This window comes from [Ruminococcus] lactaris ATCC 29176 (assembly GCF_025152405.1).
In the GTDB taxonomy this organism is placed as follows: Bacteria; Bacillota; Clostridia; order Lachnospirales; family Lachnospiraceae; genus Mediterraneibacter; species Mediterraneibacter lactaris.
Genome location: NZ_CP102292.1, coordinates 1,630,064 through 1,654,861 on the forward strand (window position 1 = coordinate 1,630,064; position 24,798 = coordinate 1,654,861).

At 41.2% G+C, this 24,798-nt stretch carries 23 protein-coding genes; all 23 read right to left on the minus strand.

The genetic code is table 11. The features are described 5' to 3' along the window. Positions 1–4 precede the first annotated feature (4 nt). A complete protein-coding gene (locus NQ541_RS07660; protein WP_005610876.1) occupies positions 5–1,555 on the minus strand; it encodes a lipopolysaccharide biosynthesis protein in 1,551 nt (516 codons plus the stop codon). A gap of 3 nt (positions 1,556–1,558) precedes the next feature. Then, entirely contained in the window at positions 1,559–2,836 is a 1,278-nt protein-coding gene (locus NQ541_RS07665) for a hypothetical protein (RefSeq protein WP_005610875.1), read from the minus strand. Further along, the gene (locus tag NQ541_RS07670; RefSeq protein ID WP_005610873.1) at positions 2,837–3,988 is read right to left on the minus strand and encodes a Coenzyme F420 hydrogenase/dehydrogenase, beta subunit C-terminal domain; all 1,152 of its coding nucleotides are present in this window, start codon (positions 3,986–3,988) and stop codon (positions 2,837–2,839) included. It lies immediately after the preceding gene. After that, on the minus strand, positions 3,969–5,042 hold the full coding sequence (locus tag NQ541_RS07675) for a polysaccharide pyruvyl transferase family protein (RefSeq protein ID WP_005610872.1): 1,074 nt from the start codon (positions 5,040–5,042) through the stop codon (positions 3,969–3,971). Before NQ541_RS07675 ends, NQ541_RS07670 begins: the two co-directional genes overlap by 20 nt. Before the next feature lie 2 nt (positions 5,043–5,044). Beyond that, positions 5,045–6,991, minus strand: a complete 1,947-nt coding sequence (locus NQ541_RS07680; RefSeq protein WP_005610871.1) for a GH25 family lysozyme — start codon at positions 6,989–6,991, stop codon at positions 5,045–5,047. A gap of 137 nt (positions 6,992–7,128) precedes the next feature. Further along, the gene (locus tag NQ541_RS07685; RefSeq protein ID WP_005610869.1) at positions 7,129–8,076 is read right to left on the minus strand and encodes a glycosyltransferase family 2 protein; all 948 of its coding nucleotides are present in this window, start codon (positions 8,074–8,076) and stop codon (positions 7,129–7,131) included. A gap of 16 nt (positions 8,077–8,092) precedes the next feature. Next, on the minus strand, positions 8,093–9,121 hold the full coding sequence (locus tag NQ541_RS07690; RefSeq protein ID WP_005610867.1) for a glycosyltransferase family 2 protein: 1,029 nt from the start codon (positions 9,119–9,121) through the stop codon (positions 8,093–8,095). 40 nt (positions 9,122–9,161) lie between these two features. Then, positions 9,162–10,262 (minus strand): glycosyltransferase family 1 protein, encoded by a 1,101-nt coding sequence (locus NQ541_RS07695; RefSeq protein ID WP_005610866.1) that lies wholly within the window; start codon positions 10,260–10,262, stop codon positions 9,162–9,164. After that, positions 10,262–11,440: a Coenzyme F420 hydrogenase/dehydrogenase, beta subunit C-terminal domain gene (locus NQ541_RS07700; protein ID WP_005610864.1), complete on the minus strand. Its 1,179-nt coding sequence runs from the start codon at positions 11,438–11,440 to the stop codon at positions 10,262–10,264. The genes NQ541_RS07695 and NQ541_RS07700 overlap by 1 nt, the downstream gene beginning before the upstream one ends. Continuing rightward, a complete protein-coding gene (locus tag NQ541_RS07705; RefSeq protein ID WP_005610863.1) occupies positions 11,424–12,545 on the minus strand; it encodes a polysaccharide pyruvyl transferase family protein in 1,122 nt (373 codons plus the stop codon). Before NQ541_RS07705 ends, NQ541_RS07700 begins: the two co-directional genes overlap by 17 nt. Beyond that, complete coding sequence (locus NQ541_RS07710) at positions 12,542–13,051, minus strand: glycosyltransferase (protein WP_023922874.1); 510 nt, start codon at positions 13,049–13,051, stop codon at positions 12,542–12,544. The genes NQ541_RS07705 and NQ541_RS07710 overlap by 4 nt, the downstream gene beginning before the upstream one ends. A 19-nt stretch (positions 13,052–13,070) precedes the next feature. Further along, complete coding sequence (gene pssD / locus NQ541_RS07715) at positions 13,071–13,529, minus strand: PssD/Cps14F family polysaccharide biosynthesis glycosyltransferase (RefSeq protein ID WP_005610861.1); 459 nt, start codon at positions 13,527–13,529, stop codon at positions 13,071–13,073. A 2-nt stretch (positions 13,530–13,531) separates the two neighbouring features. Next, positions 13,532–14,944, minus strand: a complete 1,413-nt coding sequence (locus tag NQ541_RS07720; protein WP_005610860.1) for a sugar transferase — start codon at positions 14,942–14,944, stop codon at positions 13,532–13,534. Positions 14,945–15,218: 274 nt separating this feature from the next. Beyond that, on the minus strand, positions 15,219–17,072 hold the full coding sequence (locus NQ541_RS07725; protein ID WP_044940638.1) for a sulfatase-like hydrolase/transferase: 1,854 nt from the start codon (positions 17,070–17,072) through the stop codon (positions 15,219–15,221). 253 nt (positions 17,073–17,325) lie between these two features. Next, on the minus strand, positions 17,326–18,864 hold the full coding sequence (locus NQ541_RS07730) for an LCP family protein (protein WP_005610858.1): 1,539 nt from the start codon (positions 18,862–18,864) through the stop codon (positions 17,326–17,328). A gap of 22 nt (positions 18,865–18,886) precedes the next feature. Next, complete coding sequence (locus tag NQ541_RS07735; protein WP_023922867.1) at positions 18,887–19,807, minus strand: nucleotidyltransferase family protein; 921 nt, start codon at positions 19,805–19,807, stop codon at positions 18,887–18,889. Positions 19,808–19,832: 25 nt separating this feature from the next. Next, positions 19,833–20,108: an HPr family phosphocarrier protein gene (locus NQ541_RS07740; RefSeq protein ID WP_005610856.1), complete on the minus strand. Its 276-nt coding sequence runs from the start codon at positions 20,106–20,108 to the stop codon at positions 19,833–19,835. Positions 20,109–20,159: 51 nt separating this feature from the next. Further along, complete coding sequence (locus tag NQ541_RS07745; protein WP_233417827.1) at positions 20,160–21,452, minus strand: CdaR family protein; 1,293 nt, start codon at positions 21,450–21,452, stop codon at positions 20,160–20,162. Next, a complete protein-coding gene (gene cdaA, locus NQ541_RS07750; RefSeq protein ID WP_005610853.1) occupies positions 21,449–22,315 on the minus strand; it encodes a diadenylate cyclase CdaA in 867 nt (288 codons plus the stop codon). Before cdaA ends, NQ541_RS07745 begins: the two co-directional genes overlap by 4 nt. 41 nt (positions 22,316–22,356) lie before the next feature. Next, positions 22,357–23,427 (minus strand): hypothetical protein, encoded by a 1,071-nt coding sequence (locus NQ541_RS07755; protein ID WP_005610852.1) that lies wholly within the window; start codon positions 23,425–23,427, stop codon positions 22,357–22,359. Next, positions 23,420–23,836 carry a hypothetical protein gene (locus NQ541_RS07760; RefSeq protein WP_005610851.1) on the minus strand — a complete coding sequence of 139 codons (417 nt, stop codon included), beginning with the start codon at positions 23,834–23,836 and terminating at the stop codon, positions 23,420–23,422. The genes NQ541_RS07755 and NQ541_RS07760 overlap by 8 nt, the downstream gene beginning before the upstream one ends. 51 nt (positions 23,837–23,887) lie before the next feature. Then, positions 23,888–24,070 carry a hypothetical protein gene (locus NQ541_RS13170; RefSeq protein WP_081442950.1) on the minus strand — a complete coding sequence of 61 codons (183 nt, stop codon included), beginning with the start codon at positions 24,068–24,070 and terminating at the stop codon, positions 23,888–23,890. 24 nt (positions 24,071–24,094) lie between these two features. Continuing rightward, complete coding sequence (locus NQ541_RS07770) at positions 24,095–24,781, minus strand: ComF family protein (protein WP_226978707.1); 687 nt, start codon at positions 24,779–24,781, stop codon at positions 24,095–24,097. Positions 24,782–24,798 lie beyond the last annotated feature (17 nt).

Here is a 24,798-nt window from a genome sequence, read left to right on the forward strand (position 1 = left end):
TGATTTATCTCCTTTTTATTTTCCTCACAATCATCCCTGATAAATTTATTCCTATATTCTTTAAGTAGACAAATTCCGCACTTCTTCCATAAATTAAAAGAAAAATTCCATTAAAAACTATCACATTAAAAATTCCGTTTACAATAAGATCGATCCAACTGTTCCGGATCATCAGCATATTTCTGAATTCAATACATATCAGGCAGCTTACTGCTGTACTTGCAGTATATATCGTAATCTGCCTCAGATAATGCGAAAATGAATGTTTAAATACATATTTATAGATCAGATACGGATCATACCATATCTGAGTCAGCAGTCTGGATATTACAGTTCCCAAAATCACTCCTGTAATTCCAATTTTTTTCACAAGAAACACCGACACTACAATATTGATGATCGACATGATCAATGGACGATACTGTCCCTGTACGAACAGACCATTGGACGTTCTGAAATGGCTGACTGTACTCATCATCCCGGTTAGATAAAAATCAATAATAAGAACCAGTACTGTAGCTGTTCCAAATAAATTTTCTTTTCCTGCCCAGATTTTCATAAATGTATTTACATTTACATATAATACTGTAGTGCATAACCCAAAAATCCAGAAGCACATCAACTGCATGGCGTTAAAGACTTTAAACTGCTTCTTTCCATCCTCTGTTGCTGCAAGATTTCCGATACTGGCAGAAGTAGAAGTAAATACCTGAAGCACAAGATTATATATATTCTTTACGATCATATTATAATTGGCTAATATACCGACCATTCCGGTTCCAAGAAATGAAGACACGATCACACTGTCTGTTCCATTCAGAACTACATTTGAAACTTTATACAGAAAAAGTGCCTTGATATCCTTAAAAAGCTTTTTGATCTCAGCTTTGCTTAGTCTCCCACTACTCTTCTGAAAAGCATTTGGATATAATTTTTCTGCCTTTCTCGAAATCCAGATATTCTGACTGACAGAAAATAAAATTTCCAGCAGCAGATAGAAAATAAAATTCTTAAAAACTACCAGTAAAATACTTTCAATCGTACACTTGATCATCGAAATGCAGATTGAAATTTTTGATATTTCATATTGCTTCTGGCTCGCAGATAAAATTGTAGAACGATAGATCAGTAAATACGAACAGACCGTATTAGATAAATAAAGAATATAAATAATCGTAATACTTTCTTTAATATCCGGCACATTGGTAACAATTTTCGATAAAAATGGAACAACAAGCAGACCGCAGATCAGAATCACCAGTGCAACGATCCGGTATGCCCATTTGTAAAAATGCATCAATTTGCCGAGCTTCTCTTCATCATTCTCTGCCAGTGGTTTATATAACGCATAAGTGATCGCACTGCCTATCCCCAGCTCAACGAAAGACAAAACTGATAAAATATCCGTAAACAGGCCCGACACTCCTACATATTGCATTCCGAGTGTATAAATAAATACTGTACGTAATACAAATTTTATTCCAAAATCAAATAATTTTACTGAAAAATTAAATATCGTATTAACTGCTGAATTTACTACCCTAGACTTAGACATCCTCTATCCTTTCCAGTCTCCTCTGATTGCATGAATCACCTTTCTTACAGGTAATGTATAATGATAGGCTTTTGCTATCATTGGAATTTTCATTTTTTCCCTTTTTATATATTCATAAATATCCTTTGCGAAAAAATCCTGATCTTTTTTATCTAAAATCCAGACATATTTTTTCCATCCTTTTTTCTCATAGGCGGATGTATCCTTGAAGCTTTCCTTAAATTCAGGCTGCTTTCCAATCAGTTCCAAAATAAGCAGCGTCCTGAAACATTTCCCACATTTACCACAGTTCTCTGTCTCATCGCAGCAGACATGCAATCTTTTTCTTCCTGTCTCATGCTGCGATATATGCTGTATTTTTTCAATTCTTGTCACATTTTCACGTGCCAGATAGAATTGGAGACTTTCCGTCGAAAAGAACTGCACATTATCCGATGCATCTTCTTCAACTCCCCATCTGGCTTTCTCAGGTTCACCTGCAGATGAATAATAATAATGGGAAAACAACTTCTGAACTGCAAGTACAGCCGAGCTATTTGAATAGCCGTGTAACTCCAGAAAAACTCCCTGATAAAGACTGTTAATATTGGAATTTACTGCAATAAAATCTGTTCCAAGTTCCTTTGCTATCTGCCTGCCCTTCTCAACATCATGGGAGAAAAAATTTTCTGCTTTTTCGTTATATTCATCAAGCGTCATCATCCCGGTTTTTCTCGCCCGCAGATCTGGCATATTATTGTAGGATCCCACATTAAAGACAGTAAGGCAGTTTAATCTGTGCTCTGCATCCATGTTCTCAGCAAGATAGGTGAAAATCGTATCAAATGAATCAACCCCGCGACTTACACCTGTACCATTTTTATCAAGACTTTCTATTTTCCTGCTTTCTGTTCTCCCGATGATCCGAATCGGTTTCAACCCACTTCTTTCATTGCAATGCATCGGGATCAGATTCGTATTCAGATTATGATATAACTCATTCGATAAAACACCTTCATATTCAATGTCCTCACCTGTTACCATCGCAAAATACAACACTGCAACTACAAATGCATCTGTTCGTTCCTGGCAGAGGATCTGCTCTGACCGGTCTTCTACTTCATACCATAATTGAAATTTATCTTTCCCGTAACTGTACGCTTTTTCATATCCCGCATATTCTCTGCGGCTTCCAATCTGCTTTTTCCACTTTTCATAAATCTCCGGAGCAATTGCAATCTCTGCACACAAACGACTTTTTCCATTTTCATTTTCAATATAGGGTCGCTTTATACTGATCATTTATCTGAATCTCCTTTTTATTTTTCCCAAAATCCGGTAAAATAAATTATCTTTGACTTTTGCCTCTTCTATCGCCTTTTGTACACCTGGCGTCTTTACAGCAGACATAAAGCCTTTTTCCTTGTAAACTTCAATGAATTTCATCCGATCCTTCGGAAGTGCGGCCGGTCTTTGAAGTGGGACATTCCCTTTGACAGCCTCTTCAAGCGAACGCTCTTCGTAAATAAATTCATCTTTTACAAGATCCCAAAACTTTCTGCCCTTTTCACTGTTCACCAGCACGACTGAAATTTTCCCCTTATATGGAACTTTTAAAGATTTTCTGTCAATCCCCCAAAAATCACCAATTGTCAGATCCGAAATTCTCCTTTTGTCTGCATATTCACATTTATAACAATTTTCTCTGTGGATAATTCCCTGCAAATATGCCGTATAATACAAATCCTTACGGAAACGTTGCGAATACACTACTCGATCCTGACTATAAAAAACCATATGGTAATCTTTTTCGCCACGAAATGAGACACGATCCACTTTTTCTGCTCCTGCTATCTCCTTAATATACTCTTCCAGATAACTCATCGGAGGAGTCCCGTGACAGATCAGATCTATCGTCACCAGTGCGTCTGAAGCTTTGCCCAGATAAGCTTTTAATCCGGCAATCTGGCAGGGTGTTCCGATAAAAAGTACTTTTTTCCCTTTTTTCAGTTCTTTTCCTATCTCAGAATAACTGAATCCATTGTAACTCTGTACATATTTTGAACCTCTGAATTTTCTTGCCTCTTCCAGGGTCTCTGCTTTCTGCTGGGTTAGGATCCCTTTTTCATTAAAGGCAGCACCATACACAATCCCTGCATTCTGTATCCATCTTTTATAAAAACCGAATGCAATTCCTCCTGATGCACTGTACTTTCTTTCTTTCCTGTCTTTTTGCCATGTAGCGTAACATTGCCTTGGCTCATGCTTTTCTTTCACATGATTCTCCGGGCATCCCTGGACACAACGATGGCACTCTATGCATTTTTCAGGATCAATCTGCGGAATTACATTTCCATCTTCTCTTTCCTGACAGGTTATTGCCCCACACGGGCAAAGATTCATACACGCAAGGCACCCTGTGCATTTTGATTCTTCACATATCTGAGCTATCATAATTCTCCAATGCATTTTTTAAAAATTCCAGAGATGACTGTCGCATCTTCTGAATTTTTTTTCCTATTTTTTCATAATCCATATTCTGATGTTCCAGGATTGCTTCCATAGTTTCCCCTGACAGATCATCTAACTCCAGGATTCTGTCCTGCAATCCAAAATTACAGATCAAATCTCTCACCTTTTCAGATAAAGGAATTGTGATAAACCTTTTTCTGTTCTGTATTGCAAATACATTTCCATGAAATGTCCCTGTGATCACATACTCCGCTCTTCTTACTATATCATTATATTGTGTCGGTCTGCACGTTACATGATAATCACACCAGTCATTATACAATGCAGCTGAGACTACTTTCAGTCCTTTCGCATGAGCATACTCACGAATCTTTTTCTTTATTTCCACAGAAATGGAACCATTATAAAAGTAGACCAGTATATAACGGTTCTCTTTCAGATAAATGTCCTCATAAGGCTCTGTATATGCCTCTGTGTCCAGTAAAAATGTAGGATCACATACTTTTTCCGGGTATTTTCCGGTTATTCTTTTCACTGCTTCACAGCTTTTTTCATCCCTCACTGACAGAAATTCTATTTTTCTGATGCACTCTGTCACCTCATGAAAAGGAAGAAAATCCTTTCCTTCTGAGTCTCCGACACTGACCGCATAGGAAATGACCGGAGAAAGATCTTTTCCATAATAAATCGGATTCTGAAAAATTTTTCTTTGAACATTCCAGATTTCGTCACTGCCCAAAATAAAAAGATCTAATTTTTCTTTTTTATCCCAGGTCTTTAATTTTTTATGATCCTGAGCAAAGAGCTTATATTTTTTTAATCCGTCCAGATTTCTTTTGATGAATTTGACTGGATATTTCAAATTTCCTCTCTTAGGTATAAACCAGCAATATTCTCTTTTAAAAAAGCTTTCCTGCCCTGCTGATACGAAATACACCTCATGCCCCCATGCTTCCAGTACCTTTTGCAGGGCATACGCCTGCAGAAAAGACCCTACATTCGCTGATTTTTCTACTGTCACAATTCCTATTTTCATAGTCAGATTACCTTTCCGCTACTGGAAAATCTATAAGTAACACCATTGATCACCATCGTCCTGTTCGTTACCAGATGACCATTAGCATCATAATAGTATCTGTCTCCATCTTTCTTTCTCCAGAAATTTGCCTTCATTATGCCATCGTTGTCAAAATAATACCAGTAACCGCCAATCTCAACGCCCTGATTCTGATACATATGTCCATCTGCATCATAATAATACCGCTGTCCATTTTTCTGACGCCAGTAATTTATCTTCATAACTCCATTCTGATCAAAATAATGCCAGTAACCATGGAGCAGCAATCCTATATTCATGCTTAAGTGACCGTCTGCATCATAATAGTACTGTAAGCCATCCTTCTCTCTCCAGAAATTTCTTTTCATGACTCCATTGGCATCAAAATAGTACCAATAGCCATCGATCTGTGCTCCGGCATTTTGATACATATGTCCGTCTGCATCATAATAATACAACTGACCATCTTTCTCTCTCCAATAATTCTGCTTCATTACTCCACTGGCATCAAAATAATGCCAGTAGCCATGGAGCAGCAATCCTATATTCATGCTTAAGTGACCGTCTGCATCATAATAGTACTGTAAGCCATCCTTCTCTCTCCAGGAATTTCTTTTCATGACTCCATTGGCATCAAAATAATACCAATAGCCATCGATCTGTGCTCCGGCATTCTGATACATATGTCCGTCTGCATCATAATAATACAACTGACCATCCTTCTGTCTCCAATAATTCTGCTTCATTACTCCACTGGCATCAAAATAATACCAGTAGCCATCGATCTTTATCCCCAGATTGCAGACTTTGAAACCATTCTGATAATAATACCTTTTTCCTCCTTCCATCTGCCAGCCATTCAGTTTACTGTCGCTGCTATTATTTCCGCTATTATTTCCGCTGTTATTTCCGCTGTTATTTCCGCTATTGTTCCAGGAACTTTTCATCAGGAAATTGATATCCACATTTGTGCCAATCCCATTCACTCTTCCATTATCCGCACACTGCCACATCATATATTCTTTTGCATAAGTACACTTACTGTTGTACTGGGCTACCCATTTTGGCAGGGTATCATAATAAGAATCTGTCAGCTTTGATGTAAACCAGTACTTGTTCGCATACACCCCCACATTATATCCGGCATTTTGAATTGCCGTGCAGAACGTCCTGGTCATATTCAGTATTTCCTGATTCGTATGCCTTCCGGTTGTCGGTTCATCTTCCAGATCATAAAAAACCGGATAACTTAATTTATGTCCTCTGATCAGACGCAGTACATGGTCTGCCTCACTTTGTGCCTGTGCAACATTCTCGGCATAGGAATAAATATAGACACCGTACGGAATGCCTCTGCTCTCACATGCCTGTACATTCTCCAGCCACTTCTTATCATCCTGACTGGTATAATTATCCCCATATCCACAACGGATGATCACAAAATCTACATCCGAATTTTTTACTTTATCCCAATTGATCGTTCCATTGTGATAACTGATGTCAATTCCTTTTGCAATCGCATTCGGAATGATTTCACCTGAAGAACTGATAAAATTGCCGTTCACTTTTGACCACGCATTCGCAGCTGCTCTTTCATTACTGTAAGCTGACACGGAATTACTGATCAGCTCACCATTCTGATACCGCCAGCTGTTCTCTCTCAGATTCTCCTGCGATCCTGCTGTCTCTTCCAGAATTTCTTCCTGATCTGCAGGTTCTTCTATCTCTTGTGTCCCCGCTTTCGGGGAACTCTCCTCTGTATCTGTTGAAGCTTCTTCTGGCTTCTCATTCACGCCATCATAGCTTATAGTATCCGTTAATTCACCTTGGATTGCAGTATCATTTTCCATTGCAATGACCGGAAAACCATTCAATGTTGCCGCCAGACATACCATTACTAATAAGCAGGTAATCTTTTTGTATTTCATTCTTTATGCCTCATTTTTCCTATAATCATACATTGTAACAAAACTTCATTAATCTTTATAATACCATATATCCTCTTTTAATGCAATCTGGCCTGATCCTTAATAATACCTGGAAGTTTTTTCCAGTTTTCCCATGATCAGACACATATTTTGAAATGATAGTACATCCACAGGCGGAATTTCCGTTTAGGTTTCTTTATTTTCCATATATATTTTCTATAATCTTTTCGGAATTTTTTATCATAATATCTTCCCAGCCTGATTTCTTCTTCATCTCCGCTTTTCACCGCATCTGAAGCATAGCGGCGGACCATGCTGAGATACCGGTACATCATCATCTGAAGAAGATCTTTCTCTCCTTTTTCAGAAAAGAAACGTTCCATTTCCTCATATGCTTCCAGTACAGCCGGACTGATCTTTCGCTGTTCCTTTCCCATAATTCCATCCTCACGCTGGAAATAAAAATAATAGGCCCGGTTTATATATACGACAGACTCACTCTGATACAGAAGTTTATAAGAAGTAAATTCATCTTCATGAAGCTTTCCTTTGGGAAACCGTATCTCTTCAAATAATTCTTTTTTATACAGTTTATTCCATGCAACCACACTTTTCAGATACATTTGTGCATCATACAGATTTGCCGTTGCCTCTCTTCCGCTGTAAACTGTTCTCTGAATTGGCTGCTGTTCTTTCTCTTCGATCTTTTCTGTCTTACAGACTTTCTTCACATCGCATCCTGCAATATCCGCTCCTTCTTCTTTCAGAGCCTGAAGCAGCAATTCATAAAATCGTGGATGCACATAGTCATCTGAATCAACAAATCCGAGAAATTTTCCTTTTGCAGCATCAATTCCCGCATTTCTGGCATCCGAAAGTCCTCCATTTTCTTTATGAATCACCCGGACTCTCCTGTCCTCTCTGGCATATTCATCACAGATTGCCGGACATCCATCCGGTGAACCATCATCTACCAGGATCACTTCCAGACAGGGATAGGTCTGTGCAAGGATCGAATCCACACAACGCTTTAAGTATTTTTCTACTTTATATACCGGGACAATAACACTGATCAAATCCTGCATTTTCTACCTGCTCCTTTTAATTTTTCTTTTGTTCTTTCATTTTCTGCAGCAGATACAATCCCTGATACAATCTGAATTTCATACAGAAAAGAACTGCCTGCTGTTTTTTTTTGAATATACTTCTGTCAAATTTCTGCGTAATTCCTGCTCTTACCCAGGGATTATCTGCAAATCTTCTGATCTGTAAAATCCGTTCTCGGTACCCTGCCGGATTTTCCCGATGGACAAACTTTTTTTCCAAAGCACGTGCCATACAGTCATACACAAGTCCGGTATAACAGGTGTCTTTCCCGGAAAGGGACGTATCCTGCTCAAGGAACTCATAAGTGTGCTTCAGCAGATTTTCAAATGTCTCTTCTATATCCGGGCGGAATCTTCGGTCTGCCGAAGAACTCACTTTCCGGTAATTATACAGATATTCATTCAGAAATGCGGCTTTTTCTGCTCTCTGATATGCCATTGCACAGAAAAGAGCATCTTCACCAATTTTAACATCTTCACAGAATCTCAATCCCTTTATCACAAAAGTACGGAACATCCGCGTCCACAACGTCCTCATTGAACCGTGCTTTCTTTCCCGCTTCTCTGCATACCCATAAAATAAAATTTCACGGATCAACGCTTCATCCACAGTTTCAACAAATCGCTCCGGTCTGATTGCTGATGCTTTCGTACTGCATCCTTCCTCTTTCAGATAATAATTCCAACTGACAATATCCACACTTTCCAGTTCCCGGTACTCCATAATGGTCTTAAAACACTCCGGATCCAGCCAGTCATCCGCATCCATGAAATAGATCCATTCTCCTGCCGTTTCCTGCAGCCCCCGGTTTCTCGCTGAGGATACTCCTCCATTTTCTTTTCTGATATAGCGGATTTTTTCTTCTTTCTCAGCATATGCTTTACAGATCTTTGAACTTTCGTCCGTTGATCCGTCATCAATCAGCAGCAGTTCCCATTCTCCGTAACTTTGCTGCCTCACGCTTTCGATTGCCTCTGCGACATAATCTTCCACATTATAAACCGGCATGATCACACTTATCATAGATTCAGATCCCTTTCTCTCAGCTTTTTTCAGTTCCCGATTATTCTCTCAACTTTTTATTCAGCTCCTGATACCATTCTCTCAGCTTTTCTGCATCTTCCCAGATATCAAATCCTGCTGACTTAAGCTTCTGCTGCCACAAAGTGCAATTACGCTCATCACTTTTCTGACGGATCTCTTTTAACTTTTCAACCCACACTTTTCTGTCAGCTTTCAAAGATACTCTGCACACCAGTTCTGTTACATCACACTCATCCGTGATCGTATCGGACACAATACACGGCAGTCCTGCTGCCTGCCATTCCAGCACAACCAGCGGCATTCCCTCATACATGCTTGGAAAGATCATTGCATCCATAGCTGAGAGCATTTCAGGAATATTCTTCACACTTCCTGTAAACGTCACATTCTCCGCTACTCCCAGTCTGACTGCCCGTGCTTTCACTTCTTCCAGTAAAGCACCGTCTCCCATAAATACAAGATGACTTTCCGGTTCTTCCTTCAGCAGCTCTGCAAAAACTTCCAGGGCAAATTTCTGATTCTTCGGTCCATTGAATCTTCCCACATGACCAATCGTAAATGTCTCTCCCAACTGATAAGTCTCTCTTATCTTTCTTCTTATATCTTTCCTGAACCTATATGCCTCCAGTTCTCTTCCATTTGGAAGAATCCGGAATTTTCTTCCAGCATACAACCATTCTCCCACCTTTTTCCCACAGGCAGCCGCCTGCGTATACGAATGATAAAAGAAGGGTCTCAGAAGTCTGTCCAGTTTCTGATTTCCACAACTGGTACTATGTCCATGTGCGATCCTGATCCTGCAGCCCCCCAGCTTTGCACCTGCCATATCAAAAAACATTGTTGCACTGTTCCCATGGGCATGCACAAGATCAAACTTTTCCCTTCTGACCAGTTTCGCCAGTCTGAACATATATCTGAGCGGATGCTCTTTTCTTATTTCTATCCGTTCCAGCCTGCATCCAAGCTCCTGAAATAATTTTTCAAAATCAGGATGTACTGTTACCGTGGAAAGGATCGTAGCTTCCATTCCTTCACGATTCATATGCTTTAAATACTGAACAATACAATCTGTTACACCGTTATAATCGATTGCCATTGTATGAATGATCAGGATCTTCATTATTTTAATTTCCCTTTCAAAAATATCGTCACTTTTTGGGGCAGCAGAGCCTTAATCCTTTCTGATAACTGCAGCCCTGTCTTTAATTTTTCTATATACCCATTTTCATTGATTCCCTGATAAAAGGTATCCCGCAGCTTTGGTCTTCTGGTCGGATGAACCAGATTTCCCTGAAATGGAAGGATCTCTTCCGGCTTCACTTCCAGTATGATCGCCTGCTCTTTTATTTTTTCAAAAAAGGCTTTTCCTTTTTCACTGTTGACCAAAACCACTGAGACTCCTTTGGTATCCATAAACTGCGTCCTCACTTTCTCCACTCCCCAGAAATCCCCGCAGGTAAGATCTCCTACGCGGTTCGTATCGGCATACCGGCACTGATAGCAGCTTTCCCTGTAGCAGTCCCCATTCAGGAAATGGATTCCATACCGGTCTAAACTCAGCGGCCGGACAGAATCTTTCCTTTCTGTCCGGATCCGTAGATTCGTTCCCCAGCCTTTTTTCCCTTTATAACGGAAGTTACACTCGGTCACCCTGCCTCCCATTTTCTGCTCCCGATAATCAAGATATTTTTTCCACAGCAACGGAGACGGTACTCCATGGCAGATCAGATCGATGGTAATCAGATTTGCATTCTCCTTTTCTGCACCAAGAAAGGCATAAAGACCTGCGATCTGACAGGGAGTTCCTGTAAACAGCACCTTTTTCCCCTCTTTCAGCCTTGCTTTTGCAGTCTCATAGCATCGTCCGATATCAGACTGTACATATTTGGAAGACTGGATCTTCCACAGATCTTTCTCCGCTTTAATCTCTCTATGTTCTGCTTTCCATTCATCTGTATAAGCACAGCCAAAGACACTGCCTTCTGCCGCGATCATTTCACGTGCAGCCATATCTGCCACCCCCGCAGACGCCGAACGGCTGCAATGCTCTGCATTTTTATTCCGCACGCCATACATTTCAGGCTGCCTCTCTTCTTCTCTTCTGAAAAGAACCGGGCAATGCCTGAGACATTTTCCACAACGGATGCACTGTTCTTCTTCCACTTTCGGATACAAAAATCCTTCCTCATCCGGCTTAAATACAATGCACCCGGTCGGGCAGACCTGCTCACAGCTTCTGCATCCCACACATTCCCCGCCTGTTATCATGATATTTTCGCGATTACTCTTCTGCACCATGTCCTGTCATTTCCTTTAAATATGAATATGTCCGCTGCCTTTCCCTTTTTATCTTTTCCATAACCGGCTCATATGCGACCGTCAGATTCAGGATTTTTCCAAGCTTCTTTGTATCCGTCACGATCTGCCGCTCCAGCCCCAGTCTTTTTAAAAGATCCGTCAGCTTTTCAGAATTTCCATACCCGTTCTTTCTCACAAAAGTTGCAAATTTTTTCTGCGTGACTACGGAAAAAATCGTCCCGTGAAATGTATCCGTCACAACCGATTCCGCATGCTTAAAATATTCAAAGATCTCAAAAGGAGAACAATCAATAAATTTATCCCCACAACGCTGGATTCCTCCGATGCACAAGATCTTCAACCCTTTTCTTTTTGCATATTTACGGATCTCTCCTGCCTCTTCTTTATTAAACCTGCCTGAATACCCATAAAGGATCATATAAGGATCATGAGGAATCTTTGCTTTTGTCTCCGGCAGCTTTGCCGGATAATCATAAGCCAGCACAGGATCTAAATGACAGACCGGATCTTTTCCGATCAGTTCCTGTACGATCTTTCTGGAATTTTCATCTCTCACCGATAGTGCATCAAATGCCCGCAGCCATTGTGCTACCTGATCCGCCACCTGATACTTTTTCAGACTTTCCAGTGTTGTATTTCCAAAAGAAGCTGCATAGCTGATCAACCGGTTAGCCTGATGCCCTGCTCCGAAAAGTTCCGGTGCAAATCCGACATTGGAATTATCCTGGATGCAGTTAAAAACCTCATCACTTCCGATCACCAGCAGATCCAGCTTCGGAGCATAATTATATGTCTCTTTCAGTCCCAATACAGGATAATTCTTTCTGGCATAATTCTTTTTATATTTCACAAACTGGATCTTATCTCTCAATCTGCCTTTCATCCGAAGAATTTCCAGACCTTTTTGTATTTTCCTTTTCATTCCGGTGGTTTCTTTTGACGGAAGGATACATTCTCCAGGATGATAGTCAACAAATTCTACTTCTGCACCACACTCTTCCATCATCTTTTTCAATGCATATGCCTGCAGGAACGAACCATAATTATAGATTCTCTGCATGGAAAGGATTCCTGCTTTTTTCATCTTCTTTTTCCCTCAAATAGTTTATCTACGATTGCTTCAAATTTCTCGTTAAACCGCTGATTATTACTGCTCTGCTTCTGACCGAGGGCAGCAGCCGTCTTTTCATAAGAAGTAATCACTTTTTCCAATGTATCAATTTCTTCTACAACAATAATATTTTTCTGCTTTTCCTCGATAAATCTGGAAAATTCCACCTGATGGTCATTGACATGCTCTTCATACTGCTTCTGTCTCGGAACAACAATCGGAATCTTTCCCCGCTGAAGAGCCATCATGATACTGCTTGGTCCGCCATGCGTGATCACGATCCTTGCCTGATCCATATATTCATTCATTTCCTGATAAGAACATAACTTACTCCACCTGCATGCCTTTGGTTCATAGGAGGAAAAACCGGTCTGTATCATGACCTCTTCCGTGATCTTTCCCTCCGCTTTCAGTCTGTCCACACACCTGACCAGCCGGTCAAACTGCTGTTCATGAGTTCCTACTGTAACAAATATCATATTCTGCTTCCTTCCGACCTTAAAAGATACTTCCAAGATTTACTGCCTTTTTATATACCTGCTTCTGCTCTTCCCACTGCACAATAAAACAGTCTACAATCGGATAAACCAGTCTTCCCGTCAGAGTCGGCTTATCAATCCGGTCATAAACTTCCACATAGATCAGCTTCTTTCCCATCAGCTTTGCCAGATAAAAGAAAGGAACTGCAACCGCCGCTCCTGAAGAGATCAGCAGATCCGGCTTCTCCTTTCTGAGTACCTTCCATGCAACCACTGTATTTTTCAGAAGATTTTTAAGATTCCGGTTGGTCGGATAATAGCAAGGGTACACTCTTTCTCCCTCCAGAAGACTTCTTGCATCTTCTTTATCAAACGTAACCCAGAAACGGTCTTTTTTCTGCCAGAATGGTTTCAGCATATATAAGTGGGTCAGATGTCCTCCACTTGAGCCTACGAGTCCGATTTTTTTACATTCCATCACTAACTTGCACCCTTTCCTTTCAGCACGACCCCGACCGTCTTGAATAAGATTTTGATATCTTCCTTCAGTGACCAGTTATCGATATATTCTACATCCATTGCGACAATCTCTTCAAAATTCTTTGTATCACTTCTGCCGCTCACCTGCCATAATCCGGTCAGTCCCGGTGTCATGTTCAGTCTTCTCCGGTGATATCCTTCATATTGCAGAAATTCATCTTCCGTAGGCGGTCTTGTTCCCACCAGGCTCATCTCTCCTTTCAGGATATTCCAGAACTGCGGGAGTTCATCAATGCTTGTCTTCCGGATGAATTTTCCAACTTTTGTCACCCGCGGATCATTCTCCATTTTAAACATCAGACCCTCCATCTCATTCTGAGACATCAGCTCTTTCTTCCGCTCTTCCGCATCCATATACATGGAACGGAATTTGTATATTTTAAATCTTCTTCCATTCTTTCCAACACGCACCTGTGAGAAGAATAATGGTCCGGGTGATTCAATCAGCAGTGCCGGTGCAAGAAACACCGTTACGATCCCCGTGATCAGGAGTCCCACGATCGCTCCGACAATATCCATCACCCGCTTAAAAAAGATCTGCTTAAACGAATGGATCTTCGGACTGAACGAAACGGTATAATAATTTCCGATCCGCTCGATCTCTCTTTGAACCGGGATTTCCATTTCAAACACATTGATGTTCAGATCCACGGTAACTCCCATTACTTCCAGTTCTTTGATAATCTTATTGATCGGAAGATTCGTCTGAGAGGACAGGTGTACAAATACTTCATCCACCATATTCCGGCGGATATATTCCATCATATTGCTGTATTCACATACGACCGGAATACCTGCAATTTCCTTCTTTTCCTGCTCATCTGCCAACACGATCCCGACGATCTTGATATTCCACGAATTATTTACCTGAATATTCTGACAGATTCCTTCCGCCCGGTCTGCTGATGTGAGGATCAGAACCTTTCTTCCACCAATCCCCTTACTGTAAATATCATTCATATATTTTTTATACAATAAATGACTTACATACATCACAACAAAATCGATCCCACAAAAATATCCGTATACCAATCTGGAATACTTCTGTGCATCCTGCATCAAAAAGGCTGCCATACTGATCGCAGCACCCATGATCAGTATATTTCTGAATACAGCGATCAGCTCCTGCTTCTTCGTTCTGCTGAAAAAGTTACGGTTTGGATTAAAAATGAAATAAACCAGAGTAATGGACATCAGCAGAATGCCCATACGCAACAGTACGATTCCTTTCGTATATCCACCCCAGAGATTTCCAAATCTCAGGTAACTTGCCAGTATGTAACTAAGGACGATACAGATACAGTCCATCAAAAAAATGAAGAAATTCTGTAGTTGCATCTGCTTTGCTTCCATAACTTTTCTTCCTGCCTTTCACGCTTTTCTTCTTTACTGATACTTTTCAAAAGCAATTTTTACTGTAACTTTTTTATTATATACTAACTTGCTTTATTTGTCTAACCGGTGCTTCTTATTCCATCACACTCTGATTTCGGTAATCCCCCATCCATTTTCTGACTTTTTCAAAAAAAGTACCGCCTCTGACTGCTGCCCGTTCATCCGTCTTTTTTCTTACTATAACATAAAAGAGAGCATAACACGCTCTCTTTTAGAAAAATTTTATGAAAGATCAGGGAACATTGATCTCCATACAATTAATATCATATTCTCGCTTGGACTGTTCTACTGCCCGCACATTTACATAATAAGTTCCTGGCTTATAATTAAACCGGCTCAGATCTATAACGCCTGCATAATTTCCTTCTTCATCCGGATTCAGTTCATACCATGTCACATCTGCCTGTCCGTCTTCCGTCCATACGGTCAGAACCAGTCCCTGCAGGTTATTAACGATGGAATCAGACACATTTGTGACCGCTACCGGAATATATCCCTCTGCAACATGCGTCATATCAATATCCGCATCCGCTCCATTCATTTTTCCTTCACGGATCAGAAGTGCATCATTCGTCTTATCCATAGCGGATAATTTTTCAATAAACTCAGACTTTTTCTTCAACTCGGCATTCACTTTACTATTGCCAAATTCTTCCAGTAACGTCTTCGTTCCCGAGAAAAGATTCGTTCCAAGTCCCAGCCGGTCTCCATCAATCTGTACGCCCAGTGCTGCCAGCGTTGTCGGGAAATTGTCGAAGGTTGAATAGGTTCTTTCCTGCTGATCCTGTGCATAGGCTGCTGCATTGATATAAGCCGTAAAAACCCTTCTGTCATAATTTCCTTCCTGATCGATCTCCGCACAATAATCACTGTCCATCGTCGGATGATCTCCGCTGATCACAATGGTTGTATTTTCATAAAAATCCTGCTGCTGAATCCATTTCAGAAATTCTCCTACCTGACGGCTGGAACATGCCATAACATTAGAATACTGCGTATCATATTCTGTCGGACACTGCTCACATACATATCCATCTTCAAAATGAGTATCGACTGTCAGCATAGTCAGATTGAATGGCTCATCGCCCTGGGAAAGCTGCAAAAGCTTTTCTTTTGCGAACTCAAATAATTTCTGGTCTTCATATCCCCACCACACTTTATAATCTGACGGGATCAGACCATTTTCTATTGCATAGCTGTAATCTTCCATCTCATAATTTCCATGTTCCTGGAAATACAGCTTTCTGCCACCAAACTGTGCTTCAGACCCGATCAGCAGCGTCTGTGTATATCCTGCATCTGAAAGAATATCTCCCAGTGTCGTGACTCCCGGGAAAAAGCTATCCTGCGTGTCCATATCATTTGCAGAAATAGAAATATTCAGCGGCAGTCCTGATGTCTGTGCGAACATCGCTCCCATTGTCCATGTAGTTCCTGCCAGAGAATATCCTCCGTTCAGTTTTGGATCTGCTCCTGAGAAGTCCTCATTGGTCTGTGCGATTTCTGTAAGCTCAGGAATCACATTCTCATCAAATGCTCCTCCATCATCAACATCAGAATATGTCGTTTCCATTGATTCCAGGAAAATATAGATCAGATTTCTTTTCTGTTCCGGGAAAACCACTTCAACATCCGTAGGATCTACATACTCATCCTCAATAAACTTTGATTCTGTATTCTGATCTTTCAGATAATCTCCGACTCCCAGTTCTGTCCAGGTATATCCCAACATCACAATAATCCCGACCAGTGCGACCAGGTTGATGATTCCTCTGAACAGATGTACTTTTTCTTTTTTTCTCCATGCTATCAGGATCAAAATAAGGAAGAAAATCACCAGAATTGTCGGGACAGCACAGACACGGACATAATCCCATATCATATCCGTATTTGTACCGTCTAAAGGTGCTGTCAGATGATACACCAGTTCATCCATCGACAAATTCGTCCATGTTGCAAACATCCATCTTACACTTAATGCCAGGAGTACACTAAGTCCGGCTATAAAAACAGTCAGTATTTCACCCACCCAGTATAAAATCTTCAATAGAATCTCTTTCCATTTTGACGGCTGCTTTTCTCCCATTTTTCTTTTCCGCCTTTTTTCCCTTCTTTTTGAACTATTATTTTGCATTCCCGTTCTCTTTTCTTTAGTTTTTCTTAATTTTTACTTAATTTTCACACACTATCCGCCATTATAACATATTTTTGAACATTTGCACTATTTTTTTGGAAAGTTTGTTTTTGGAAAGTTCACAGATATAACAAGAAGAGCGCCATGAAAAAATGAGAAAAGTTTCATTTTTTCACAGCTCTCTCTGATTTTTTATTCAATCCTGCTAATTCAAGGATTCTCCGTCTTTCAATGTGCCACCCTCTTCAACAACATTTGCCAGATCTATAATCTCCTGAACAACATCTTCATCCGGATCCATGATAAATAACGGTATATCTCCACTGGAATAACAATATCCTTTATCATTTGTTCCCGTAGCGGCAACTGACTGGATCGTCCATGTCGCATTCTTATTCAGTTGATACTTGATCAGTGAATTAATCTGTGCTTGGGATAAATTAGTCTCCACTTCACTGCTTACCTGATTCATGATCGTACCGGCTTTCAGAAGCATGGTCGGGGAAAGACACTTTCTGAGCATCGCGGTCAGAACTGCCTGCTGGTTCTTTCCTCTCTGATTATCTCCATCTGCAAGTGCATGACGTTCTCTTGAGAATGCCAGTGCCTGTTCGCCATTCAGATGATTCCACCCCTCCTGAACATCCACAATACAACCGGACTCTGTTCCCGTCTGGAATGCAAGTTCTGAATATACATCAACTCCACCCAACGTATCTACAATATCAATCAGGGACGTGAAGTTCAGTCTTGCATAATAGTTAATATCTGTCTCATATAACTCACCCAAGGTACGCATAGAGGCATCTATACCGTAAATTCCGGCATGTGTCAATTTATCTTTCTGTCCACCGGAAACTCCAGGAATCGGAACATAATAATCTCTCGGAGTCGTTACAAGCAGAATCTGATAGGTCTTTGGATTTACAACTGCGATCAGATTCACATCACTCCGGCTCGTCTCACTCACTTCACCATAGGTATCAATTCCACTGATATAAATGGTAAATGGTTCCTTGGTAATACTGTCATCTGTAGCACCCGAATTTCCAAAATCAAGCTGTACACGGATATCAAATGTATACAGGATCTTTATCTTCTTACTGAAATCCGTCACATTTTCTTCCATCAGGCTGGTGTATGCTCCATTATAAATAATAGCATCCACTTCCTCATCCAGAAGCTGCTGTGCCTGAGTCTGTACTGAATCACACTCTGTTGTCTGTATCTCCGAACCAATCTGCTTCTGAATATCAGATACTGCTGCCTGCATATTGTCAGATCCCTTGCTAAACTGAACACCAAACGTATAATCAGCCGCATCTTCCAGTGTCTCTGCCGGATCATCTGCCCTTACAGCAACGATCATCTTATCAACTTTATAATTTCCGCCGGTGATCCTGCTGATCATATCATTGGCTTCTGCCACATAATAAGATCCTATAAATAAGCAGAACGTTAATAATAAACTAAAAACTTTCCCAAACGTACCTTTCTTTCTTCTCGCAACCTGGGAATTTAAAGTAATACACCAGAAGAAAAAAAGTAATACCGCTACAAGAATGAGATATTTTAACGGAATCATTCCCAAAAGATTCAGTACAATCATCAAAGCAATACTTGCAATCGTCTGAATCACAATACATACCGTTCCAAACCGGTTTCTCTTTGATCTTTTTGACTCTTTCACTCTGCCTCTTCTGTTATGCGATGTATTTTTCGCTGTCTTTCGTTGTCTCTCCATCTTAGAATTCCTTCACCTATTCCTATTTAAACAACCGGGATGGATAAATTCCCCTGGAAATCAATCTCTGAATTGCTTCTGTTACCGTTGCTTTATCTTCCTGATAAGTCACACCAAACCACTGGTCATGAGACTTTAATACCCTGACTTCCAGTTGATGTTCACTCAGCAGCTCACCGATCAGGGTTGGCAACAGATACTCTGCTTTCAGATCCTCCGCTTCAGTCTTATTGAGGAAACTGTCAAACCTGCTCTTCAGAACTTCAAAGAACTCCGAAGTCATCCCCCACATATTCATGGAAACAGTTGCATCTGCATCAAGTTCTTTCACAATTCTTCCATCCGTCAGCACACCTGCTCCCTGTTCGGTTCTGGCGATATCATGCGTCTCTCTGATATCTGTAAGCATTCCGTTTTCACTGACCCTGCATATTCCTCTTGTCACTGTCCCGTTGTCACTCAATGTATTCTTCAAAACAAAACTAACCATACAAATCTGCATTATATCAGTCGGGCTTTTCTTTGTCAAATATTCAAAAGCTTCTCTGTATGCCTCTTTTCCATAATAATCATCTGCATTGATCACCAGAAACGGAGAATCAACCACCTCTTTGCAGCAAAGAATTGCCTGTCCTGTTCCCCATGGTTTCTTTCTCTCAGCAAACTTGTCCTGATATTGTTCAGGAATATCTTTTAATTCCTGATATGCATATGTCACTTCCACCTGCTTCTCGATCCGGTTGCCGATCACTTTTTTAAATTCTTCCTCAAGATCTTTACGGATGACAAATACCACTTTATCAAATCCGGCTTCCATCGCATCGTAAATCGAATAATCCATAATGATCTCACCATTAGGGCCTACCGGTGCAAGCTGCTTGATACCTCCGCCAAACCTGCTTCCCATTCCCGCAGCCATGATTACCAGAGTTGCCTGACTCATCTCCTTGTATCCTCTCTTTCTTTTCTCACTCTCCCAAACCATCCATAACCAGTTGAAGCATTGCTTTCAGTGCCTCTGCCTCATCTTCACCTTCGCAGATGATCTCGATCTCATCTCCGCTTTTAACGCATGCACCAAGCACGCTTAATACGCTTTTTGCATTTGCGGTGATCTCCTCATGGCGGAGTTCTTTGTGAACCGTTATCTTACTCTTGTACTGCATTGCTGTCTTGCAGAAAAGTCCCGCCGGTCTTAAATGCAGACCCGTCGGATTTTTAATTACAACTTTGCCGCTTACCATCCTGATTCTCCTATTCTATCTGACTTTTCTTATGACTTTTTTAACTTTCCCTTATTGTTCCTTAAATAAATCCTGACTTTCTGAACTGTCCTGTTCTTCCTTCTCTGTCAGCGTCAGTTTCACTACTGCTTTCTCGCTCAGGCTCACTCCTGTCGGCAGATCTACATCAACCGGAACATCATACGTTCCCGGCTTTGTAAAATTCTGCAGATTAACTGAAACCGCATTGCTCACATCCAATGCCTCCAGCAGTTTCGGACTTCCTCTGAACGTGAGGATCACTTCTGCATCCGGCTCATAAGAAACCTGAAGGGAATCTGACAGATTCCGGATTTTGATCGAAGCTACCATAAAATCAACTGTCCGGGTTCCATCTTCCTCGATGGTTGCCGTTGCCGTCACATTCTTAGCTGCATCGTCTACCAGTGAAACTCCTTCCGGAAGATACTTGCTGATATCAATCGTCTTCTCCACTTTCTCAGTAGCTCCCTGTATGTTCATTTCCGAACCCGGAACTGTGATCTCCGTTACATTCGCAAGAGCCGTACTTTTTCCACAGATCTGGACACTGGCAGGTTCACTGGTGCATCCCGTATAACGATATCCCTCTGCCGGCTCTCCTGACACACTGAACTGTACCGGAACGCTCTTTTTCTGAAGAACTTCCACATCCACGGTAATTCCCTCACTTCCAAGGTTATTACTCAACTGGCTCTGACTGATGACGTTCTCTGCCGCATCATAAAGCACCAGTTCTGCCTCTACTTCCGTATCTTTTGAAAGTCCGTCCACATTGATCTTTGCTTCTGCCTTTTTAATCTGACTGATCTTGGATTCTGCACCGGTAATCGTAATCTTTTCCGGATTCACCTTCATTTCACCGGTCATATATCCATCTCTCGGAACTCCTGTCGCACTGACTGATAGCGTAAATACGGCTTTTCCGGTCTTTTCTGTCTTGATCTGGATATTTCTCGGAGACGCTTCTGCTGACTGATATTCCCCACTGTGTGATGGAATCGTGATCTTGATCGGAATCAGTCCTGTATGGGCATCCATTTCTTTAATATCCGCTGTTGCCACAATCTCATCTGATGAAATCTGCTGAATAACAGAACGTTTCGCATAAACTACTACATTGACATTCTGCTCATCCAATACCGAATAAACTTCTCCGCCCTGCGTGATCACATCCTCATTCACAATCGTTACCGGAATATTTGCATACGTATTGGGTACAACCGGATTATCCACATTCGCCACAATCAGCCAGAGAAATGCAGCAAATACAAATGCAACTATTTTTAATGAAAGGTTTGTTGTCAGTTTATACTTCTTGATCATCTGTGCCATCCTTTCCTTATAGTGAATTTCTTCTTTTTAGGATCGGAATTTCTATATTGAATCTGGCTCAGTTCTTTTCTGAGTTCCTCTGCATTGATTCCCCTGGATAATCTGCCGCCGCTTGCAACTGAAACCAGTCCCGTCTCTTCCGATACTACGATCACCAGTGCATCACATACCTCACTCATACCCAGAGCTGCACGATGTCTCGTTCCAAGATCCTTACTGATTGTCATATTATCAGACAACGGCAGATAACAGGTTGCCGAAGTAATACGGTTTCCTCTGATGATCACGGCTCCGTCATGCAGTGGCGTATTATGTTCAAATATATTGATCAGCACCTGGGAAGACACTTTACAGTCAAGCTCAATTCCCGTCATTTCATATTCCGTCAACTGGATTGCCTGCTCTACGACGATCAAAGCACCCGTACAGACACTTCCCATCTCATAACACGCACGTACGATTCCTTCCATCGTCTCATCTGAGAACCGTTCATTTTCCCTGTTCTTATCAAAGGGATTAATATTACTGAACAGATTCTTTTCGCCAAGTTTCTCCAAAGCCCTTCTCAGTTCCGGCTGAAATACAACAACCGCCGCAACTGCCAGAACATTGATCGATGCCTTTGCCAGGTACAGGATCGTATTCATCTGAAAGATCCACGCTACAAGAATAAACGCACCAAGCATAAGGATGCCGCGTAACAGCATCCATGCTTTTGTATTCTTGATCCACAGCATGATCTCATACACGATCACTGTAATGATCAGAATTTCAATGATATCAATAATCTGTATATGTGGAAAATACATTCCATTTGTATAATTACTTATAAACGTTCTAATTCCAGCTAACATAAAAGTTACACCGCCTTACTTTTCTCCCGGTTACCGGTTCATTACGGCTGTCTCTTATTTGGATCGTTATCCAGTCCTAATTCCCGGCTCAGGCTCTGCGTAAGCAGGAGATCATCGGTTCTTCGTTTCACTTCTTCCCACTCCGTTTCCTGTTCCTCCTGCTCTCCCACATCTTTATCTTCTTTTTCCTGCGTATGCTCAGTAATATGCTTTACTGTCTTCTCCGGGGTTGCAACAACAACCTTTGGAACAGCCTTTACATAATAATAGTATTCGTCATCCTCAAACTGTACTCTCTCGGTTCTTGAATAATCCACCGAAAAGAAAACCAGTTCCAATACAAATCCAAGAAGGATTCCGATAATCGAACTCAGAATGATCGTTCCATAAGAAATATGAAGTTCTAATACCATATTTCCCGCTGTCGCAATGATTATGCATACCGCTCCCCCTGCAAAAGATGCAATCTTCCACGCATGATCCACCGCACGGCTGCGGATCAGATTCACAACCAGTACTCCGATTGCTACAGCCAGTACCATCAGCCACATCTCTTTTCCAGCAATCACCTGCTTTGCAAAATTCATCAGACCATTTGTCAGCCCATCTGTCTCTTTTAATGCCGTAGCTGATCCCTTAACAAAATGAAGCATATAATAAGATATCACTCCACAGGATGCAGGTACAACCCACACCGGAGTTCCAAGAAGTCCAAACAGAACCGGTATGATAAATGGAATCTTCAACGCACATGCCAATGCACTCACCAGGATCAGCCACGCTTTTTCCGGTGTAAATCTGAAATAAAAAATATACATCAGAAGGAAAATAACGGCTGATACGATTGCAATCGGCAATGACAATGTATAAAAATGTACCAGGATCAATGCCGTAGCCGCAAGTACCATAATAATCACAGGGAAAAAAGTGCAGACAACTGCAAGCCCTAATGTGCAGAAAATGGATGCGGCGTTCTTCATAAATCCAACATTGGAATTGATCTGCCAGAACACAAACAGTCCCAGCAGAAACTGTGCCGCCTTCTGGATATAAATAGAATAGGAAGCATAAATCTGCTTCAACCGTTCTCTTAATACAAGTATACTACTCATGCTCTGCTTTTCTCCTTTTGCTCACCTTTTCCAGTTTTACCAAACCTCTATAATAACTTCTTACATTCTCTTTTGCTTTCTGATGCTTCTTTTTATAAAAAGATCCAGCCCCGATTCCATACAAAATCAGTAACGCAAGATAGACTCCTACCACGATCACACCCAGCAATACCAGCTTTATAAACGTAAGATCCTCTAATAACGTATCTGATGCACATACTGCAAATAATGCTGCTGCCAGTCCATATCCGATTGTGATCCCGATCAGCGTAATCCATTTTTTCAGGCTCGCATAATCCTTTTTATAATATCCACTGATCTGTATATCCTTTTCTATCCCCTTTTTTTCGCAAATCGCAAGTTTCGTCATCAGACGTATCCTGTTCTCATCCAACATATCCGCGTCCATGCCCTCTCTTAAATAATTCCGTTCTTTTCTTAATTATATTTGATGCCAGGGTCAAAAGGTCTGACACCACGTGTGCTCGCACACTAGTGGTAGAATGACCTTGTGACCCGCCCCAATATGAGCATAAAAGTGGGGCGTAAGCACCACGATATGCGAATGTTGGGTAGGATTGTGGGAGCACGTAGTGCGTAACAATCCGTAGGTATCATAGTCAGGGGCTTTTGACCCTGGCATCTTATATTTTAGTATATCATATACCTATCTTTCTTGTCCAATGCTTACCGTTAAAAAGTAGACATTTTGAACACCTGCTCTTTTTAATATTCCTGCAGCATGTTCCATCGTACTTCCTGATGTATAAATATCGTCAATCAGCAGGATATTTTCAGGAAAATCGCTGCTGCTCCTCACTGCAAATGCTCCCTGCAGTACTTCCATCCGCTCTTTTCTGTCAAACAGCTTCAGTGGGCGGGTATTCCTGATCCTCAGCAACCGATCCGTACACACCGCAATCCCGGTTCTCTTTCCCAGTTCACGTGCCAGGATTTCCGCCTGATTATAGCCTCTTTTTCTTTTCCTTTTCCAGTGAAGCGGAATCGGCAGGATCAGCCCAATCTTCCACTCTTTCAGTTTCTTTTCATATTTTTCCGCCAGTTTTTCCGAAAAGACTGATCCATAACATCGTTTATTATGATACTTAAATCGGTATAATGCATCCGATACCGGTTTCTGATGCAGCCAGAGGCTCCTTCCCTGTGTGATATAAGATTTCCTTTTTGCACAGTCCTCACAATATTCTGCCACTTCATCTTTCAGCATTTTCCCGCAACGCATGCAACGTGGTTCTCTGATCCATATCATTTTCTTTTCACAACGGCAGCAGATACTCTCTCCGACTTTTCCGCAAAAAATACATCGTCCGGGATAGAGCAGATTCAGAATCACTGCCTTTACTTTTTTCC

Excerpts from the sequence above, each read along its gene's own strand:
- NQ541_RS07685 (WP_005610869.1), bottom strand. The coding sequence starts at position 8,076 with ATGCAGGATTTGATCAGTGTTATTGTCCCGGTATATAAAGTAGAAAAA.
- NQ541_RS07760 (WP_005610851.1), bottom strand. The coding sequence starts at position 23,836 with ATGGACGCGGATATGTTGGATGAGAACAGGATACGTCTGATGACGAAA.
- NQ541_RS07690 (WP_005610867.1), bottom strand. The coding sequence starts at position 9,121 with ATGATAAGTGTGATCATGCCGGTTTATAATGTGGAAGATTATGTCGCA.
- NQ541_RS07725 (WP_044940638.1), bottom strand. The coding sequence starts at position 17,072 with ATGGGAGAAAAGCAGCCGTCAAAATGGAAAGAGATTCTATTGAAGATT.
- NQ541_RS07755 (WP_005610852.1), bottom strand. The coding sequence starts at position 23,427 with ATGAGTAGTATACTTGTATTAAGAGAACGGTTGAAGCAGATTTATGCT.
- NQ541_RS07660 (WP_005610876.1), bottom strand. The coding sequence starts at position 1,555 with ATGTCTAAGTCTAGGGTAGTAAATTCAGCAGTTAATACGATATTTAAT.
- NQ541_RS13170 (WP_081442950.1), bottom strand. The coding sequence starts at position 24,070 with ATGCCAGGGTCAAAAGCCCCTGACTATGATACCTACGGATTGTTACGC.
- NQ541_RS07720 (WP_005610860.1), bottom strand. The coding sequence starts at position 14,944 with ATGGAAGCAAAGCAGATGCAACTACAGAATTTCTTCATTTTTTTGATG.
- cdaA (WP_005610853.1), bottom strand. The coding sequence starts at position 22,315 with ATGTTAGCTGGAATTAGAACGTTTATAAGTAATTATACAAATGGAATG.
- NQ541_RS07670 (WP_005610873.1), bottom strand. The coding sequence starts at position 3,988 with ATGATAGCTCAGATATGTGAAGAATCAAAATGCACAGGGTGCCTTGCG.
- NQ541_RS07680 (WP_005610871.1), bottom strand. The coding sequence starts at position 6,991 with ATGAAATACAAAAAGATTACCTGCTTATTAGTAATGGTATGTCTGGCG.
- NQ541_RS07675 (WP_005610872.1), bottom strand. The coding sequence starts at position 5,042 with ATGAAAATAGGAATTGTGACAGTAGAAAAATCAGCGAATGTAGGGTCT.
- NQ541_RS07695 (WP_005610866.1), bottom strand. The coding sequence starts at position 10,262 with ATGAAGATCCTGATCATTCATACAATGGCAATCGATTATAACGGTGTA.
- NQ541_RS07700 (WP_005610864.1), bottom strand. The coding sequence starts at position 11,440 with ATGGTGCAGAAGAGTAATCGCGAAAATATCATGATAACAGGCGGGGAA.
- NQ541_RS07710 (WP_023922874.1), bottom strand. The coding sequence starts at position 13,051 with ATGATATTTGTTACAGTAGGAACTCATGAACAGCAGTTTGACCGGCTG.
- NQ541_RS07705 (WP_005610863.1), bottom strand. The coding sequence starts at position 12,545 with ATGAAAAAAGCAGGAATCCTTTCCATGCAGAGAATCTATAATTATGGT.
- NQ541_RS07730 (WP_005610858.1), bottom strand. The coding sequence starts at position 18,864 with ATGGAGAGACAACGAAAGACAGCGAAAAATACATCGCATAACAGAAGA.
- NQ541_RS07745 (WP_233417827.1), bottom strand. The coding sequence starts at position 21,452 with ATGATCAAGAAGTATAAACTGACAACAAACCTTTCATTAAAAATAGTT.
- NQ541_RS07740 (WP_005610856.1), bottom strand. The coding sequence starts at position 20,108 with ATGGTAAGCGGCAAAGTTGTAATTAAAAATCCGACGGGTCTGCATTTA.
- NQ541_RS07665 (WP_005610875.1), bottom strand. The coding sequence starts at position 2,836 with ATGATCAGTATAAAGCGACCCTATATTGAAAATGAAAATGGAAAAAGT.
- pssD (WP_005610861.1), bottom strand. The coding sequence starts at position 13,529 with ATGGAATGTAAAAAAATCGGACTCGTAGGCTCAAGTGGAGGACATCTG.
- NQ541_RS07735 (WP_023922867.1), bottom strand. The coding sequence starts at position 19,807 with ATGAGTCAGGCAACTCTGGTAATCATGGCTGCGGGAATGGGAAGCAGG.